We start from the raw sequence: 16,167 nt of genomic DNA, 5'->3' as shown, positions 1-16,167 counted from the left end.
AGGGCGGTTCAGCGTTTCACGGAATCGCTTTCCGTCAGTTCGCGCAGCACCGGCACCATCGCCAGCGGAAGATCCTCGGCGATCAGACCGGGTCCGAAGCGGCTACCCGCTTCGGCATGAATCCAGACGCCAGCGCAGGCGGCCTCGAAGGCAGGCATGCCCTGCGCCAGGAGCCCGGCGATGATCCCTGCCAGCACATCGCCGGAACCGGCGGTGGCAAGCCATGGCGCTCCGTTGCTGTTGATGGCGGCGCGTCCGTCCGGCGCGGCGATAACCGTGTCAGCGCCTTTATAGACGATGACGGCATTGGCCCGCGCCGCCGCCGCGCGCGCCTTGGCCAGCTTGGAAAGCGCCTCGTCGTCCGCAATGTCAGGAAACAGCCTGCCGAACTCGCCCTCATGCGGTGTCATCACCAGCGCCGGCGCGCCGGACTTTCGGGCAGCCTGGAAAAGCGTCTCAGGCTCATCGCGAAACGAGGTGATGCCGTCGGCATCGAGTACCAATCCCTCAATGCCCGCGTCCTGCCCCTGCCCGGCGCCGAGCAGCGCGTGGACAAAATCGCGCGCCTTTTCACCGACGCCGAATCCAGGACCGAGCACGAAGGACGAAGGGCGGCGATCGGCAAGGAACGCGCCGAGATCGGCAACCGTTTCGGCCTTGCGCAGCATGATCGAGGTCAGATGGGCGGCATTCACCTGCATGGCGTTCGCCGGCGAAAGCACGGTCACCGCCCCCGCCCCGCTTCTTGCGGCGGCAAGCGCCGACAGGCGCGCGGCACCTGTCGCCGAAGGTCCGCCGGAAAAGACGTTTGCGTGACCGCGCCGGTATTTATGCGCGTCGACAGCCGGCACCGGGAAGGCTGGCAGCCAAAGCGCCGGTCCATTTTCGAAGGTTTGCGGCGCGATCCGGGCGATGATCCCGTCGCCGATGCCGATGTCAGCCAGCACGATCTCGCCGCACATCTCACGCCCCGGCAAAAGCAGATGCCCCGGCTTCTTTCGCGCGAAGGTCACGGTTATGGCCGCGCGAAATGCGCAGCCGAGAATGGCTCCGCTTTCGCCGGAAACGCCCGAAGGCAGGTCTATGGCGACGACCGGCAAGCCGAGATCCGTCACGATCCGGACCGACCTTGCGGCGTCGCCCGACAGCGGCTTGGAAAGCCCTGCCCCGAAAAGTGCGACGACTGCAAGCGAGCCGGCCTCGGCGGCGAAGGCAGACAGAGGCCGGCGCTCGAGCGGGCAGTCGGCCGCGGCGAACGCGGCATCGCTGCCTGCACGCGGCTCGCCCGACACCCACAACGCGACCTCGACGCCGCTCTCCTGGAGCAGGCGCGCAACGACATAACCGTCGCCACCATTGTTACCGGGACCGCACAGCACGTGCACCCGCTTGGCTGCCGGATAGCGCGCCAGCACCACGGCCGCGACGGCCGCGCCGGCGCGGCGCATCAGCCCGTAGCCGTCGAGCGGACCTTCCGCAATCGTCAGCCGGTCTGCCTCGGCCATCTCGGCCGGTGAAAGAAGTTCATTGCGCATGGGATTGCCGATCTCCATCCGATCAAGCATTGTCCGATTTGCGGTTCGAAGCAAACGGCGACCGCCGAACGCCACCCAAAAGTGGCGGGACCCGGAGGGGAATCTGCCTGCAAATTGCGCTATCTGCCCAATTTTTGCGCAGACGGATGGAGGAGCGATGTATAGGCTTTGGGCGTCGATGACGCATCCAATGCAACGAATGACGCGAATTTGCATCCGGGTGCGACATGGCATCTGAATCGCCCGATACCGTCTCCAACCTCCGGGAATTGGCACGCTTCGTGCTTGATGGAGGCGCAAGCGGGGCGCACAACCCGTCTCTTTGGCAGTGGAGGCCACTTTCTACATGAAAAAGATCGAAGCGATCATCAAGCCATTCAAGCTGGACGAAGTGAAGGAGGCGCTTCAGGAGGCCGGACTGCAGGGTATCACCGTCACCGAGGCCAAGGGTTTCGGTCGGCAGAAGGGCCACACCGAACTCTATCGCGGCGCCGAATATGTCGTCGATTTCCTGCCCAAGGTGAAGATCGAGGTCGTGCTCGGCGACGATGCCGTCGAAGGCGCCATCGAAGCCATCCGCAAAGCGGCCCAGACCGGTCGCATCGGCGACGGCAAGATCTTCGTTTCCAATATCGAGGAAGTCGTCCGCATCCGCACCGGCGAGACCGGCATGGACGCCGTCTGAGCCCCACATCTTTTCTGAACCGTCATCATCAAAAAACGTCATCACACAGGGATACATGACATGACGACTGCCAAAGACATCATGAAGCAGATCAAGGACAACGACGTGAAGTTCGTCGACCTGCGCTTCACCGATCCGAGGGGCAAGCTGCAGCATGTGACGATGGATGTCGTCGAGGTCGAGGAAGACATGTTCGCCGACGGCGTCATGTTCGACGGCTCGTCGATCGCCGGCTGGAAGGCGATCAACGAGTCCGACATGGTGCTGATGCCGGACACGGATACCGTCCACATGGATCCGTTCTTCGCCCAGTCGACCATGGTCATCCTGTGCGACATCCTCGATCCGATCTCGGGCGAGGCCTATAACCGCGACCCGCGCGGCACCGCCAAGAAGGCCGAGGCCTACATGAAGTCGGAAGGCATCGGCGACACCGTCTATGTCGGCCCGGAAGCCGAGTTCTTCGTGTTCGACGACGTCAAGTACAAGGCCGACCCGTACAACACCGGCTTCCGGCTCGACTCGACCGAACTGCCGTCCAACGACGACACCGACTACGAGACGGGCAACCTCGGCCATCGTCCTCGCACCAAGGGCGGCTATTTCCCTGTGCCGCCGATCGATTCCTGCCAGGACATGCGCTCCGAGATGCTGACCGTGCTCGCCGAGATGGGCGTGCGGGTCGAGAAGCATCACCATGAGGTCGCCGCCGCCCAGCACGAGCTCGGCATCAAGTTCGACACGCTGGTGCGCAACGCCGACAAGATGCTGATCTACAAGTATGTCGTGCACCAGGTCGCCAATGCCTATGGCAAGACGGCCACCTTCATGCCGAAGCCGGTGTTCGGCGACAACGGCTCGGGCATGCACGTCCACCAGTCGATCTGGAAGGGCGGCAAGCCGACCTTCGCCGGCAACGAATATGCCGGCCTGTCGGAGACCTGCCTGTTCTATATCGGCGGCATCATCAAGCACGCCAAGGCGATCAACGCCTTCACCAACCCGCTCACCAACTCCTACAAGCGCCTGGTGCCTGGCTACGAAGCGCCGGTGCTGCTCGCCTACTCGGCGCGCAACCGTTCGGCGTCCTGCCGCATTCCGTTCGGTTCGTCGCCGAAGTCGAAGCGTGTCGAGGTCCGCTTCCCCGACCCGGGCGCGAACCCCTATCTCGGCTTCTCCGCCATGCTGATGGCCGGCCTCGACGGCATCAAGAACAAGATCCATCCCGGACAGCCGATGGACAAGGACCTCTACGACCTGCCGCCTAAGGAGCTGAAGAAGATCCCGACCGTCTGCGGCTCGCTGCGCGAAGCGCTGCAGAGCCTCGACAAGGACCGCGGCTTCCTGAAGGCCGGCGGCGTCTTCGACGACGACCAGATCGACAGCTATATCGAGCTGAAGATGGCTGAGGTCATGCGCTTCGAGATGACGCCGCACCCGGTCGAGTACGATATGTACTATTCGGTCTAAGCAATAGAAATCGTTACAAAAAGAACCCCGGTTCGCCGGGGTTTTTATTTGCCCCTCTCCGGAAGCCAAGGCCCATTGCGGCATCTCTCGTGTAAAGAAAACCCCGGCATCATTGCGCCGGGGTTTAAGTTCGAAGGGTATTCGTAGCGCAGACACCAGGTCTGCGCTACGAACCGATCAGGCTGCCGCCGAAACCTTCGCGTCGGTCGAAACCTGCGAGATCGTCTTCAGGACCTGCGAGGCGATCTGGTAGGGGTCGCCCTGCGAGTTCGGGCGACGGTCTTCCAGATAGCCCTTGTAGTCGTTCTTGATGAAGGAGTGCGGAACGCGGATCGAGGCGCCGCGGTCGGCGACACCGTAAGAGAACTTGTTCCACGGCGCGGTCTCATGCTTGCCGGTCAGGCGCTTGTCGTTGTCCGGCCCGTAGACGGCGATATGATCCATCAGGTTCTTTTCGAACTGCGCCATCATCGCCTCGAAATAGGCCTTGCCGCCGACTTCGCGCATGTACTTGGTCGAGAAGTTGCAGTGCATGCCCGAGCCGTTCCAGTCGGTGTCGCCGAGCGGCTTGCAGTGGAACTCGATGTCGATGCCGTACTTTTCGGTGAGGCGCAGGAGCAGGTAGCGCGCCATCCACATCTGGTCCGCAGCCTTCCTGGAGCCCTTGCCGAAGATCTGGAATTCCCACTGGCCCTTGGCCACCTCGGCATTGATGCCCTCATGGTTGATGCCGGCGGCGAGGCAGAGGTCGAGATGCTCCTCGACGATCTGGCGCGCGACATCGCCGACATTCTTGTAGCCGACGCCGGTGTAGTACGGGCCCTGCGGCGCCGGGTAGCCGCTCTCGGGGAAGCCGAGCGGACGACCGTCCTTGTAGAAGAAATATTCCTGCTCGAAGCCGAACCAGGCGTCCTCGTCGTCGAGGATGGTCGCACGGCTGTTCGACGCGTGCGGCGTCACACCGTCGGGCATCATGACTTCGCACATTACGAGAACGCCGTTGGTGCGGGCCGGATCCGGGTAATGCGCGACCGGCTTAAGCACGCAATCCGAGCTGCGGCCTTCGGCCTGGTTCGTCGAGGAACCGTCGAAGCCCCACAGCGGCAGCTGCTCGAGGGTCGGGAACTCGGCAAACTCCTTGATCTGGGTCTTGCCGCGCAGATTGGGGGTCGGGGTGTAGCCGTCGAGCCAGATATACTCGAGCTTGTATTTGGTCATTCCAGTGCCTCTCGTTGCTTGGACACCGCCGCGGCGGCATCAATGCATGGCCGGTTCGAGCCGGCCTGCCGATCGTTAAAAAGCAATTCGTGTGCCACTCTCCCCGTCCAGGGTGCGGCAAAATGGTTGTGGCAAGGCGTTGATTTTGCTGAGCCGCCTCAGCAATGCGCGGCAATCGTTCAGCTGCAGAATTTGCATAAATCTTATGCAAGTTCTGATCTTTTTGTGTGCATATTGCCTAAATGAATCGCAGGGCCTATTTTGAGAAAGGATTGAATCGACTGGCTCCCGAAAAAGAAAGGCGGCCATCAATGGAAGTCACCACGTCCCGTCCGTCGGCAAAGATTTTGATGTTCCCGCTTGCAGGCCGGACATCTGCCTCAAATTTGGGCGCAAAGGCCAAATTCGCGGCAGAGATTGCCTCGCTGCGCAATACGTACGCCGATTTTGACGGCTGGTATCACGAGGCGGCGATCGAGGAAGAGATCCAGCAGCGCAAGAGCTGACCAACGGTTCCAGTTCGGCATGAAAAAGCCCGGCGCGATCGCTTGCGCCGGGCTTTTTCATTTCCAGAGGCTTGATCGGTCAGTCCTTGGAGTGCAGGTCGGTGCCGAGCGTGTCCCTGACGAAGATCATGCCGATGATGAGCGACATCGCCGCGATCACCACCGGGTACCAGAGGCCGTAATAGATGTCGCCCTTATAGGCGCTGAGCGCGAACACCGTCGCTGGCAGCAGGCCACCGAACCAGCCATTGCCGATATGATAGGGCAGCGACATGCCGGTGTAGCGGATGCGGGTCGGGAACATCTCGACCAGGATCGCCGCGATCGGCCCGTAGACCATGGTCACGAACACCACCAGGATGAACAGGATACCGATCGTCACCGGCCAATTGATGGCCGCCGGATCGGCTGTCATGGCGAAAGCACCGCCGCCGGGAATGTTGTAGACGGTGATCTCCGGCGCGCCGGCCGCCTCATCCTTGGTCAGCAGCTTGTCGGTGACCGCCTTATCGGCCGGAACCGTCGTCTTCTCGCCGCCGCGGATCGCCGCCGCATCGAGCTTGAGTTCCGGATTGGCCGCGACGAAGGCGTCGAGCTTCTGGTCGGGCACCTTGGCGGCGGCGCGCTTCAGCGGATAGCCGCCGTCCCGCAGCGAGATGTTGACCGCCTTCTGGAAGGCGGCTTCCTTGGCCTTGGCCTGGTCGCCAGCAGCGGCGGCGTCATAGGACTCCACCGTCTCGTTGCCGATCTTGACCGTGGCCGCGGTTCCGGGCGCGGCTGTCGTCACGACGTCGTAAGGCACCGAGTTCTTGGTCAGGAACGAGGTCGCGATGTCGCAGGATGTCGTGAACTTCGCCGTGCCGACCGGATTGAACTGGAACCTGCAGTCGCCGGGCGCTGCCGTCACCGTCGCGCGCGTATTCTGCTGGGCGGTGGCCAGCGCCGGATTGGCGGCCCAGGTCAGCGCCTTGAACAGTGGGAAGGTGCAGACGATGCCGAGCGCAAGGCCGGCCATGATGATCGGCTTGCGGCCGATCTTGTCGGACAACCAGCCGAAAACGACGAAGAAGATCGAGCCGACCGCAAGCGCGATCGCGATCATGATGTTGACCGACTGCGGGTCGACCTTCAGCACATTCTGCAGGAAGAACAGGGCGTAGAACTGGCCGTTGTACCAGATGACGGCCTGGCCGGCGGTCAGGCCGAGCAGCGCCAGAAGCGCGATCTTGGCGTTCTTCCACTGGCCGAAAGCTTCGGACAGCGGTGCCTTGGAGCCCTTGCCCTCCTCCTTCATGCGCTGGAACGTCGGCGACTCCGAGAGCGACAGCCGGATCCAGATCGAGATGGCGAGCAGCAGGAATGAGACGATGAAGGGAATGCGCCAGCCCCAGGAAGCGTAGGTTTCCTTGCTGAGCGAACTCTGGACGATCAGGATGACGATCAGCGACAGGAACAGACCGAGCGTCGCCGTGGTCTGGATCCAGGAGGTGTAGTAGCCGCGGCGGTCGTCCGGCGCGTGCTCGGCGACATAGGTCGCCGCACCGCCATATTCGCCGCCGAGCGCCAGGCCCTGCAGCATGCGCAATCCGATCAGGATCACGGGCGCCGCGATGCCCCAGCTGGCATAACCGGGCAGCAGACCGACCAGGAAGGTCGACAGACCCATGATCGTCATGGTGACGAGGAAAGTGTATTTGCGGCCGACAAGGTCGCCGAGGCGGCCGAACACCAGCGCGCCGAACGGACGAACGAGGAAGCCGGCGGCGAAGGCCAGCAGCGCGAAGATGTTGCGCGTCGCCTCGGGGATGGTCGGGCTGAAGAAGGTCGCGCCGATGAAGGCGGCCAGCGAGCCGTAAAGGTAGAAATCGTACCATTCGAAAACGGTGCCGAGCGAAGAGGCGAAGATGACCTTCTTTTCCTCCCGCGTCATGCCGCGGCTTGTTCCGCCGGCGGTCGAAGCCATTGCCATTTGATATATCCTCCCGTGGATCCCTTCTGTCCTCGATGGCTGAGCGCCACCGTCCGCAACTCCTCCGGACGAAGACTCGAGAACGCAGCCAACGAGGGAAAAATGGCAGAAAGCGCCGCCAAAAGGCACCGCGACGATGGGATTATGACTTTCGTATTAGGTGCAATGCGAAAGCGGAGGGCAGCGCTCAGGCTTTCAGCGCTTCGAGAAGACTGACCGCCGCCATCATGTCGCGCTTGCGGGCCGAGCGGCGCGCGACCGCCTCGGCGTCCTGGCCCCAATGCTCGATCTGCCAGTCCTCGTCGACATGGCCGGCCGCCCAAGCTTCCTCGCCGGCGAGCTCACCGAAATCGACGGCGAGCGCCAGCAGCGCCGATCCGGTCAGCGAGGTCATGACATGGATTGCGGCCAGACGCAGCGGCTCGGCGCGCTGCGCAAGATGAGCGCCAAGGACGGCGATCGTCTCGCGCGGCTGCTCGACATGGATGACGCCTTCGGCAAGATTGAAGCGCGCGCCAAGGCTGCTCCTTGCCCAATCGAGCACCGGGTCCCAGAGCCTGTTCTGCCGATCGACCAGCCCTTGCGGGCCATCGGCGCGGTAGCACAAGAGATCGGATGAGGCGAAGCGCAGCACGTCCTCCAGCACCGCCTGCGGGTCGGAGGCGACGCCGTCGATGGCCGTGTTGGCAAGGCGCATGACCGGCATCGTCACGGGGTCGATGACCTCGCCCTGCGCGGAAAACTCGTCGGCCACCAGAGCCGCGGCTTTTTCGGTCGGCAGCACCAGCAGCGCCTTTCCCGGCGTGCGGACCGGCCTGCCGTCGAGATGGACGGCAAAACCGTTTTCGACCGGCACGACCGAAACCACCTTGTAGAAACGCTTCGGCAGCGGCGTTTTCATCTGGATCTGGGCGCGGCGCACCGGATCGGGATCGGAAAGCTGCTTTCCCGCTTCGAGGTCTTCGAGAATGTCGCGCATGTCCAACTCCTTACACTGTGGGCTGCCTGCGCGCCGGCCGGTTGACGATGATCAGCCCGGCGGCGATCAACGCCAGCGCCATGAAAATCCTGATCGTCAACGGCTCGCCCAACAGCACGGCGCCGCACAGCACGCCGAACACCGGCGACAGGAAGGCGAAGCTGGACAGACCCGCCGCCGGATAGCGCGTGAGCAGCCAGAACCACAAAACATAGGTGAAGGCGACGATATAGAAAGACTGGAACGTCAATGCCAATGTCGGTAAGGCTGCGATTTCACGGATCGGCGGTCCGGCGAACGGCATCACCAGGACGCCGACGACGGCGGCGCCCGCCAGTTGGTAAAGCAGGAGCTTCTCGGCGCTGGTCGCGACCAGCTTCGACCGCTTGATGACGATGCTGGTCAACGCCCAGAGGATGCCCGAGCCGAGACTGAGCAGATCGCCCGTCAGTGTCGCGTCCTTGCCGGCGACGATGCCGTCGGCGAACACGGCCAGCAGGCCGCAAAAGGCAAGCACGAGGCCGCCGAGCTTGCGCGCGTTGATGCGCTCGCCGAGCAGGAAATGGCCGCCGATCAGGACCCAGAACGGCATAGTGTTGACCAAAAGCGTGTTGCGGGCAACGGTCGTGTATTCCAGTCCGATGTAGAGGAACAGGAACTCGACGCCGAAGAGCACGCCGACGACGACGCCTGCGGTCAGCGTCCCGTCCGCCGCAAACAGCTTGATGCCGCGCAGCCGGCACCAGCCAAGAACGCAGAGCCCGCCGAGGATCGAGCGCGCGATCGAGACGAAGACCGGATCGTAGCCGGCATAGGAGACCTTGGCGGCGACGTAGTTCAGCCCCCAGGACAATGTCAGCCAGACCATGATGACGGCCGCGGTCATGTCGACCGCATCGCGCCGGCCCATCGTATCGGTGGCGCCGCTCAATTGTCGTCCTCCGCGTTCTGCTCGTCGAAGCCGAGCAGGTTCCAGCTCTGGCGCATATGCGGCGGCATCGGCGCGGTGACATCGATGACGCCCCGGTCGGGATGCGGGATGACGATGCGGCGCGCATGCAGATGCAGCCTGTTCTGGATGCCGCCTGGAAATTCCCAGTTGGTGTCGGCCTCGAAATATTTGGGATCGCCGATGATCGGGCAGCCGATATGGGCGGCATGGACGCGCAACTGGTGGGTGCGGCCGGTATAGGGTTCCATCTCGAGCCAGGACAGCGACTGCGCCGCCTGTTCGACGACGCGGTAATAGGAAACGGCGTGGTCGGCGCCTTTCTCGCCATGTTTGGCGATGCGCACGCGGTCGCCATCCGGCGTTGCCTCCTTGACCAGCCAGGTCGAGATCTTGTCCTCGCGCTTCGGCGGCACGCCCTTTACCAAAGCCCAATAGGTCTTCTTCGTCTCGCGTGCCCGGAACGCTTCCGACAGCTTCATCGCGGCAAGGCGGGTGCGGGCGACGACCAGCACGCCCGAGGTGTCGCGGTCGAGACGGTGGACGAGGCGCGGCTTCTCGCCTTTCTGGTTGCGCCAGGCCTCCAGCATGTCGTCGACATTGCGCGTCACGCCGGAGCCGCCCTGCACGGCCAAGCCTGCAGGCTTGTTGAAGACGAAGACTTTCGGGTCCTCGTGCAGCAGCATCTTGGCCAACACATCGGCATCGCCCTGGTTGCGGATCGAATGGCCGGTGAGCGGGGCATCGCCCTTCTTGTCGACATCGAGCGGCGGGATGCGCACGGTCTGGCCCGACTCGACCCGCGTGTCGGCCTTCACCCGGCCGCCGTCGATGCGGATCTGGCCGGAGCGCAAAAGCTTCTGGAGATGGCCGAAGCCGAGGCCCGGATAGTGGACCTTGAACCAGCGGTCGAGCCGCATGCCCGCCTCGCCGGCCTCCACCGTGATCTGTTCAACACCTGCCATGACTTCGCTTTTCCGTTCGAAAGCGGCGCCATAGCACTAAGGCAGGCATTGTGCGAGCCAAAGACCCAACAAAGCGCGACGATTACCCCAATCGTCGCGCTATCCGATCAACCGTCCGAAGGCGTTGGCACGGCGCAGATGATCGAGCGCGTCAGGAAGCGCTTCTCGCGGCCGTTGTCGAGCGAGAACATGCCGCCCCTACCCGCCACGACGTCGATGATGAGGTCTGTATGTTTCCAGGCCTCGAATTGCGAGGCGCTGATATAGACCGGTGTGTCGCCGATCTCACCCAGCCTGACGTCATTGTCGCCGAGGATGAAATCGCCGCGCGGATAGCACATCGGCGAGGACCCGTCGCAGCAGCCGCCGGACTGGTGGAACATCACTGGCCCGTGATCGGCGATGATCTCGGCGAGCAACGCTTCGGCCTCGGGCGTGGCCGACACTTTGCCCAACGAGTCCTTGTCCATGCGGTCCTCCCGTCATGACAGGAGGGTACGGCAAGCCGTACCCTCCCCCTACGCGCCCTAGGAGGATCAGAAGAAGCCGAGCTTCTTCGGGCTGTAGCTGACCAGCATGTTCTTGGTCTGCTGATAGTGGTCGAGCATCATCTTGTGCGTCTCGCGGCCGATGCCGGACTGCTTTTAGCCGCCGAAGGCGGCATGCGCCGGATAGGCGTGGTAGCAGTTCGTCCAGACGCGGCCGGCCTGGATGGCGCGGCCGAAGCGGTAGCAGCGGTTCGCGTCGCGGCTCCAGATGCCGGCGCCGAGGCCATAGAGCGTGTCGTTGGCGATCGACAGCGCCTCGTCGTCGTCCTTGAAGGTCGTCACCGACACCACTGGGCCGAAAATCTCCTCCTGGAAGATGCGCATCTTGTTGTTGCCCTTGAACACGGTCGGCTTGACGTAGTAGCCGCCGGCAAGGTCGCCCGGCAGGTGGTTCTGTTCGCCGCCGGTCAGCACTTCGGCACCTTCCTGGCGGCCGATGTCGAAGTAGGAGAGGATCTTCTCCAGTTGCTCGCTCGAAGCCTGCGCGCCGATCATGGTTGCCGGGTCGAGCGGGTCGCCCTGGACGATCGCCTCGACGCGCTTCAGGGCGCGCTCGATGAACCTGTCGTAGATCTTCTCATGCACCAGCGCGCGGCTCGGGCACGTGCAGACCTCGCCCTGATTGAGGGCGAACATGACGAAGCCCTCGATCGCCTTGTCGAAGAAGTCGTCGTCCTCGGCCGTCACGTCCTGGAAGAAGATATTGGGCGACTTGCCGCCGAGCTCGAGCGTCACCGGAATGAGGTTTTGGCTGGCATATTGCGAGATCAGACGGCCGGTCGTCGTCTCGCCGGTGAAGGCGATCTTGGCGATACGGTTGGAGGATGCGAGCGGTTTGCCGGCCTCGAGGCCGAAGCCGTTGACAATGTTGAGCACGCCTTCCGGTAGCAGGTCGCCGATGAGGTCGGCCCACAGCATGATCGTCGCCGGGGTCTGCTCGGCCGGCTTCAGCACGACGCAATTGCCGGCGGCCAGAGCGGGCGCCAGCTTCCAGCAGGCCATCAGCAGCGGGAAATTCCACGGAATGATCTGGCCGACGACACCGAGCGGCTCATGGAAGTGATAGGCGACGGTGTCGTGGTCGATCTCGGAGATCGAGCCTTCCTGGCTGCGGAGCACGCCGGCGAAATAGCGGAAATGGTCGACAGCCAGCGGCAGGTCGGCCGCGGTCGTCTCGCGGATCGGCTTGCCGTTGTCCCAAGTCTCGGCGAGCGCCAGCAGATCGAGATTCTCTTCCATGCGATCGGCGATGCGATGGAGGATCAGCGCGCGCTCCGCTGGGCTGGTCTTGCCCCAGGCATCCTTGGCTTTGTGCGCGGCATCGAGCGCCGCCTCGATGTCCGTCGCATCCGAGCGGGCGATTTCACACAAGGGCCGTCCGGTGACCGGCGAGATATTCTCGAAATATTTGCCGGAGTGAGGCGCCGTCCACTTGCCGCCGATGAAGTTGTCGTAACGCCTGGCGAAAGGAACCTTGGCTGTGCGCGAAAATTCTACCTTGTTCATAACTTCCTCCCAAAGAAGCACGCCGCGAGATGCGGCGCGTCAGGAGAAAGGGTCGTGGATAAGCTTCGGCTTGTCAGCCCGGAGCGAGACGATCGCGGCCGCCGAGTGTCGCAGAACTGCGACAGGTCATATCGGGAAATCAATGCGGGCGGCGGATGGCGAAGCGGGCGAGCTTACGATGCAGCGTCGCGCGCGAGATGCCGAGGCTTTGCGCCGCCGCCGAGACGTTGCCGCCGGCGCGCGCCAGCGCCCGCTGCAGCACGCCGCGCTCGGCATCGTCGAAATCTTCCCTGGCGCCTGGCGTGTCACCGAGGATATCGGCTGCCAGCAGCCCCTTGGCCAGGACTTCGCGCGTTATGCCGAACGCCAGGCGCGCGTTGCGCGTCGCACCGATCACCAGATCATCCGAGTCGACCGCAATGAGCGCGCCGGCGGTGCGCTCGGCGGCCGGGGCCAACAGAATGCGGGCGCCTGAAAAGACCATGCGGAAATTCTCGGCCTCGATGCGACGCGCGGCATCGCCCACGGCGACGGCTATGAGCTGAACGAAACCCTCCGTCAGATCCGCCCGGCAAGACGACACGTCGAGTGCCGCCGCCAGATTGCCTTCGTGATCATAGACCGGCGCCGTCGTGCAACTGAGCAGCGTGTTGCGGGAAAAGAAGTGCTGGTCGCGATGAATGGTGAGAGCCCGCTGGTCGGCAATGCAGGTACCGATCCCGTTAGTGCCCTCGCTCTCCTCGCTCCAGACCGTGCCGGTCCACAGGCCCCATTCGTCGAAGGTCTCGTCATCGGCAACGGCGCCCCTGCGCTCGAGGGGAATGCCGTCGCGGTCGGCCAGCATCACGCAGCAGCCAACACCGCCGACGGCGAGGTAGAGGCGGTTGAGGCTTGTCTCGGCGGCGCGGATCATTTGCTCCATGCGCTGCCGGGCCCCTCTCAGTTCGCCTTCGGTCAACCGCCTGGGCGCCTTGCGCTCCGCGGGATCAAGGTGATGTAATTGCAGGGAACGCCGCCATGATGCGACCAGCGCCGAATGAGCCGCGTCGCTTTTCGCGATCGAGGCCTGGACCAGATCCGCATGCACGGCTGATTGCCGTCCGATCACCCTAATCCTCCCGGCGAGCGGAACCTCCTTCCGCTCCGTCGTTATGCTCGCAAGAACATATCCGACACCAAAGCGGTTCAGCTACTCCATAATAGGGCTGGCCGCACAGGTCTTTGATTTTGCGCAATTCCGGACGGAAAACCCTCCGAATTTTCGCAGAATTGCTCTGGAGTCCTAACGGTCCCGGCCTGCCGGCGCCATAAGAGTAATTGCTCACCCTCTCGAAAGCCGGCGTGGGTTTGACGGGAATGGCATTGCGTGATTCAAGCTGCGGATGGATCGCGCGGTTCTTGATTCGCTGGACCGGGAACAGCTGATAGAGATCATTTTGGCGCAGGCCGCGATGATCGAGCAGTTGACGCGGCGGGTTGCGGAACTGGAGGCGCGGCTCGGGCTTCCGCCAAAGACACCGGATAATTCGAGTGTTCCGCCCTCGCAAGGTCGCAAGGCTTCGGCGGCAACGCCGCCGGCAAGCAAGCGGCGGCGGCGCCGGAAAGGGCGGACCGGGGCGCATCGTGCGATGGCTTCGAACCCGACGCAAACATTGGAGATGCGCGCTTCGTGCTGCCCACATTGCCGGGCGGATGTCTCGGGCGCGCGGCAATGGCTGTGCGAAGCCTATGATCATGTCGAGCTTCCGCCGATCGAACCGGTGGTGACGCGGATCAACCTTTACGGCGGCGCCTGCCCGAACTGCAGCCGGCGCTTCAAGGCTGCCGCACCGGCGGACATGCCGCCTGGCTCGCCGTTCGGGGCAAAGCTGCGCGCCCTGGTGATTTACCTGCGCTACACGCACGGCATCGCCTTCGAACGCCTGTCGCGGACGCTGTGCGATCTATTCGGGGTGGAGATCAGCGAGGGGGCGCTGGTCAACATGCTCAAGCGGGCCGCAGTCCCCTTCGCCGCGCAGACCGAGCGCATTCGCAACGACCTCATGGTCGCGCCGGCGCTGGCCTCGGACGAAACCGGCCTGCGGGTCGGCAAGCGCAACTTCTGGCTCTGGGTGGTTCATCACAAGGACAGCGCCGTCTTCCTGGCCGATCCGACGCGGGCCAAGCGTGTGCTGGAAGACTTCCTGGCTGATCGTCGCCCCGATTTCTGGCTTTCCGACCGCTATGGTGCCCAAAAGGGCTTCGCCAAACGTCAGCACCAGTTTTGTCTGGCGCATCTCATCCGTGACGCTCAGTATGCCATGGATGCCGGCGACGATTGTTTTGCGCCCGGCCTGATCGCGCTGCTCAAGCGCGCTTGCCGCATCGGTCGCGAGCGCGATCAGCTCAGCGATCGACAGCTGGCTTTCTATAACAGGAAGTTCGTCAAGAAGCTGAGCGAGCTGCTCAGGCTGCGTCCCACCCACGAAGAAGGCATCAAGCTGCACAAGACAATCGGTGAAATCCGCCGAAACCTGTTCGTCTTCATCACCAATCGGGCGCTGGAGGCGACCAACAACGCCTCCGAGCGCGCCCTGCGCCCTTGCGTGACATTCCGCAAGATCACCAACGGGTTCCGAACAGAGTGGGGCGCCAAGCTCTACGCCGACATTCGATCCGTCCTCGAAACCGCCCGACGACGGGCCATCGACCCACTCGACGCCCTAACCACAACCCTCAACGCGCGTCCCTTGGCATTCGCCCAGGCGTAGGGGTGAGCAATTACCCATAAGACGTTGGTTTAAGACGAGCCAGATCGAGTGATGTTCCAATCTTCGGTTCCGCTTGCGATCAGTTGGCGGCAGCCTTCTTCGGCTTGGACGAACCGATCATCTTCCAGTTCTTGTAGAAGACGGAATTGATGCGCTCGACACTGACCGAAACGATCGCCAGGAGTCCAGCGATCAGGCCCGGGAACGGAGACGGCCGGATGATGTCGACGAAGACGCAGTAGCGGCGGCCGTCATATTCGTTGACCGAGCGATGGAACAGCGTGTCGTCGAAGATGAACAGCGGATTGTCGTACCAGTAGTTCTTCTTGCTGCCGCACTGGACGAAGATCTCAGCCTTCACCGGGATCAGATTGTAGAGAATGCGCAGGCTGAGCCGCAGCGGCCCGAAATGCCACGAGGTCGATTCACGGCCGCTGAAGACCGAGACGGCGATCGTCTTGATGTATTTGAAGTCCTTGTTGAATTCGGGGACGTTGTCGATCTTGTGCTTGCCGTACCACTGATAGACATACATGCCGCGCCGGCCGGTACCGAAATTGGCGTCGATGTCGGCGATGATCTCTTCCTTGCGCGCCTTGAAGACGCCCAGCACCTCGTTGATCTCGCGCTGATAGTCTTCCGGGAACTGCTCGGGTTTCCAGACGCCCGGATTGCGGTAGCACAGAAGATCGACGATCAGGTTGAATGGCGAGAGCAGCCAGGTGAACAGGCCGTTGCCGAGGAAATAGCGGTCGAACAGCTTCCAGTTCTTCTGATCGTTGCGCATGATGTCGATCAGGCCGCAGACGATGAAGATCGCCGTCAGGATCGGGATGAAGTAGAAGCCGAGCGCAAGCAGCAGGACTGCGATCGCAGCCTTACGAATGGTCTTAACGGTTTGCTTTGTCATAGTCTTTCGCGCGGGAGCGCGATCCTGTTCGCATGAGCCAAATCACGGCGACCCCCCGCCAGCCGTGCGTCTTCATAGGATTTTTCCCATTGCCGCACAATCTGGATCAGGTTTGCCCGCTCACGATTGCACCGGCATTTCGACTTTGATCATCGAGCGGCGAAGTGCCGGGCCCGG

General features: G+C 62.9%; 13 protein-coding genes and 1 pseudogene. 4 read left to right on the top strand and 10 right to left on the bottom strand.

Annotation, left to right across the window (positions count from 1 at the left end):
• Positions 1 to 8: 8 nt before the first annotated feature.
• Positions 9 to 1,535: an NAD(P)H-hydrate dehydratase gene (locus QAZ22_RS20985; RefSeq protein WP_278202617.1), complete on the bottom strand. Its 1,527-nt coding sequence runs from the start codon at positions 1,533 to 1,535 to the stop codon at positions 9 to 11.
• A 346-nt stretch (positions 1,536 to 1,881) separates the two neighbouring features.
• Here QAZ22_RS20985 and QAZ22_RS20980 point away from each other — a divergent pair, with 346 nt between their 5' ends.
• Both QAZ22_RS20980 and glnA read left to right on the top strand, forming a co-directional pair.
• Complete coding sequence (locus QAZ22_RS20980; protein WP_006205430.1) at positions 1,882 to 2,220, top strand: P-II family nitrogen regulator; 339 nt, start codon at positions 1,882 to 1,884, stop codon at positions 2,218 to 2,220.
• A 60-nt stretch (positions 2,221 to 2,280) separates the two neighbouring features.
• Positions 2,281 to 3,690, top strand: coding sequence for a type I glutamate--ammonia ligase (glnA, locus tag QAZ22_RS20975; protein WP_278077393.1), 1,410 nt, complete (start codon positions 2,281 to 2,283; stop codon positions 3,688 to 3,690).
• Positions 3,691 to 3,867: 177 nt separating this feature from the next.
• Here the strand turns inward: glnA and QAZ22_RS20970 are convergent, their stop codons facing one another.
• Positions 3,868 to 4,908, bottom strand: a complete 1,041-nt coding sequence (locus QAZ22_RS20970; RefSeq protein ID WP_278202616.1) for a glutamine synthetase beta-grasp domain-containing protein — start codon at positions 4,906 to 4,908, stop codon at positions 3,868 to 3,870.
• Between the two features lie 311 nt (positions 4,909 to 5,219).
• On the opposite strand from QAZ22_RS20970, the gene QAZ22_RS20965 reads away from it, so the two are divergent.
• Positions 5,220 to 5,414: a DUF2735 domain-containing protein gene (locus tag QAZ22_RS20965; RefSeq protein WP_278202615.1), complete on the top strand. Its 195-nt coding sequence runs from the start codon at positions 5,220 to 5,222 to the stop codon at positions 5,412 to 5,414.
• Positions 5,415 to 5,493: 79 nt separating this feature from the next.
• Here the strand turns inward: QAZ22_RS20965 and QAZ22_RS20960 are convergent, their stop codons facing one another.
• The 7 genes and pseudogenes from QAZ22_RS20960 to QAZ22_RS20930 all read right to left on the bottom strand — a co-directional run bounded on the left by QAZ22_RS20960 (position 5,494) and on the right by QAZ22_RS20930 (position 13,438).
• Positions 5,494 to 7,383: an MFS transporter gene (locus QAZ22_RS20960; protein ID WP_278202614.1), complete on the bottom strand. Its 1,890-nt coding sequence runs from the start codon at positions 7,381 to 7,383 to the stop codon at positions 5,494 to 5,496.
• Between the two features lie 187 nt (positions 7,384 to 7,570).
• Complete coding sequence (locus QAZ22_RS20955; protein WP_278202613.1) at positions 7,571 to 8,362, bottom strand: ATP12 family chaperone protein; 792 nt, start codon at positions 8,360 to 8,362, stop codon at positions 7,571 to 7,573.
• A 10-nt stretch (positions 8,363 to 8,372) separates the two neighbouring features.
• Positions 8,373 to 9,248, bottom strand: coding sequence for a DMT family transporter (locus QAZ22_RS20950; protein ID WP_278207898.1), 876 nt, complete (start codon positions 9,246 to 9,248; stop codon positions 8,373 to 8,375).
• A 41-nt stretch (positions 9,249 to 9,289) separates the two neighbouring features.
• Positions 9,290 to 10,276 (bottom strand): RluA family pseudouridine synthase, encoded by a 987-nt coding sequence (locus QAZ22_RS20945; protein WP_278202612.1) that lies wholly within the window; start codon positions 10,274 to 10,276, stop codon positions 9,290 to 9,292.
• 107 nt (positions 10,277 to 10,383) lie between these two features.
• Entirely contained in the window at positions 10,384 to 10,746 is a 363-nt protein-coding gene (locus QAZ22_RS20940; RefSeq protein WP_278202611.1) for a DUF779 domain-containing protein, read from the bottom strand.
• Positions 10,747 to 10,812: 66 nt separating this feature from the next.
• Positions 10,813 to 12,330, bottom strand: a pseudogene (gene adh / locus QAZ22_RS20935) (aldehyde dehydrogenase).
• Positions 12,331 to 12,469: 139 nt separating this feature from the next.
• Positions 12,470 to 13,438 carry a helix-turn-helix domain-containing protein gene (locus tag QAZ22_RS20930; RefSeq protein WP_278202610.1) on the bottom strand — a complete coding sequence of 323 codons (969 nt, stop codon included), beginning with the start codon at positions 13,436 to 13,438 and terminating at the stop codon, positions 12,470 to 12,472.
• Between the two features lie 274 nt (positions 13,439 to 13,712).
• Between QAZ22_RS20930 and QAZ22_RS20925 the strand changes: the two genes are divergently transcribed.
• Positions 13,713 to 15,080: an IS66 family transposase gene (locus QAZ22_RS20925; protein ID WP_278202609.1), complete on the top strand. Its 1,368-nt coding sequence runs from the start codon at positions 13,713 to 13,715 to the stop codon at positions 15,078 to 15,080.
• Positions 15,081 to 15,159: 79 nt separating this feature from the next.
• Here QAZ22_RS20925 and QAZ22_RS20920 read toward each other — a convergent pair whose 3' ends face one another.
• Positions 15,160 to 15,990: an aspartyl/asparaginyl beta-hydroxylase domain-containing protein gene (locus QAZ22_RS20920; RefSeq protein ID WP_278202608.1), complete on the bottom strand. Its 831-nt coding sequence runs from the start codon at positions 15,988 to 15,990 to the stop codon at positions 15,160 to 15,162.
• Between the last annotated feature and the right edge of the window lie 177 nt (positions 15,991 to 16,167).

This window comes from Mesorhizobium sp. WSM4906 (assembly GCF_029674625.1).
GTDB lineage: Bacteria > Pseudomonadota > Alphaproteobacteria > Rhizobiales > Rhizobiaceae > Mesorhizobium.
Note: the sequence above shows the minus strand (reverse complement) of the source record. Positions and strands in the feature narration are given on the sequence as shown.

Bases quoted from the DNA above. Each gene is read 5' to 3' on its own strand.
- QAZ22_RS20955 (WP_278202613.1), bottom strand. From the start codon at position 8,362: ATGCGCGACATTCTCGAAGACCTCGAAGCGGGAAAGCAGCTTTCCGAT.
- QAZ22_RS20940 (WP_278202611.1), bottom strand. From the start codon at position 10,746: ATGGACAAGGACTCGTTGGGCAAAGTGTCGGCCACGCCCGAGGCCGAA.
- QAZ22_RS20980 (WP_006205430.1), top strand. From the start codon at position 1,882: ATGAAAAAGATCGAAGCGATCATCAAGCCATTCAAGCTGGACGAAGTG.
- QAZ22_RS20960 (WP_278202614.1), bottom strand. From the start codon at position 7,383: ATGGCAATGGCTTCGACCGCCGGCGGAACAAGCCGCGGCATGACGCGG.
- QAZ22_RS20965 (WP_278202615.1), top strand. From the start codon at position 5,220: ATGGAAGTCACCACGTCCCGTCCGTCGGCAAAGATTTTGATGTTCCCG.
- QAZ22_RS20970 (WP_278202616.1), bottom strand. From the start codon at position 4,908: ATGACCAAATACAAGCTCGAGTATATCTGGCTCGACGGCTACACCCCG.
- QAZ22_RS20920 (WP_278202608.1), bottom strand. From the start codon at position 15,990: ATGACAAAGCAAACCGTTAAGACCATTCGTAAGGCTGCGATCGCAGTC.
- QAZ22_RS20985 (WP_278202617.1), bottom strand. From the start codon at position 1,535: ATGCGCAATGAACTTCTTTCACCGGCCGAGATGGCCGAGGCAGACCGG.
- QAZ22_RS20925 (WP_278202609.1), top strand. From the start codon at position 13,713: ATGGATCGCGCGGTTCTTGATTCGCTGGACCGGGAACAGCTGATAGAG.
- QAZ22_RS20945 (WP_278202612.1), bottom strand. From the start codon at position 10,276: ATGGCAGGTGTTGAACAGATCACGGTGGAGGCCGGCGAGGCGGGCATG.
- QAZ22_RS20950 (WP_278207898.1), bottom strand. From the start codon at position 9,248: ATGACCGCGGCCGTCATCATGGTCTGGCTGACATTGTCCTGGGGGCTG.
- glnA (WP_278077393.1), top strand. From the start codon at position 2,281: ATGACGACTGCCAAAGACATCATGAAGCAGATCAAGGACAACGACGTG.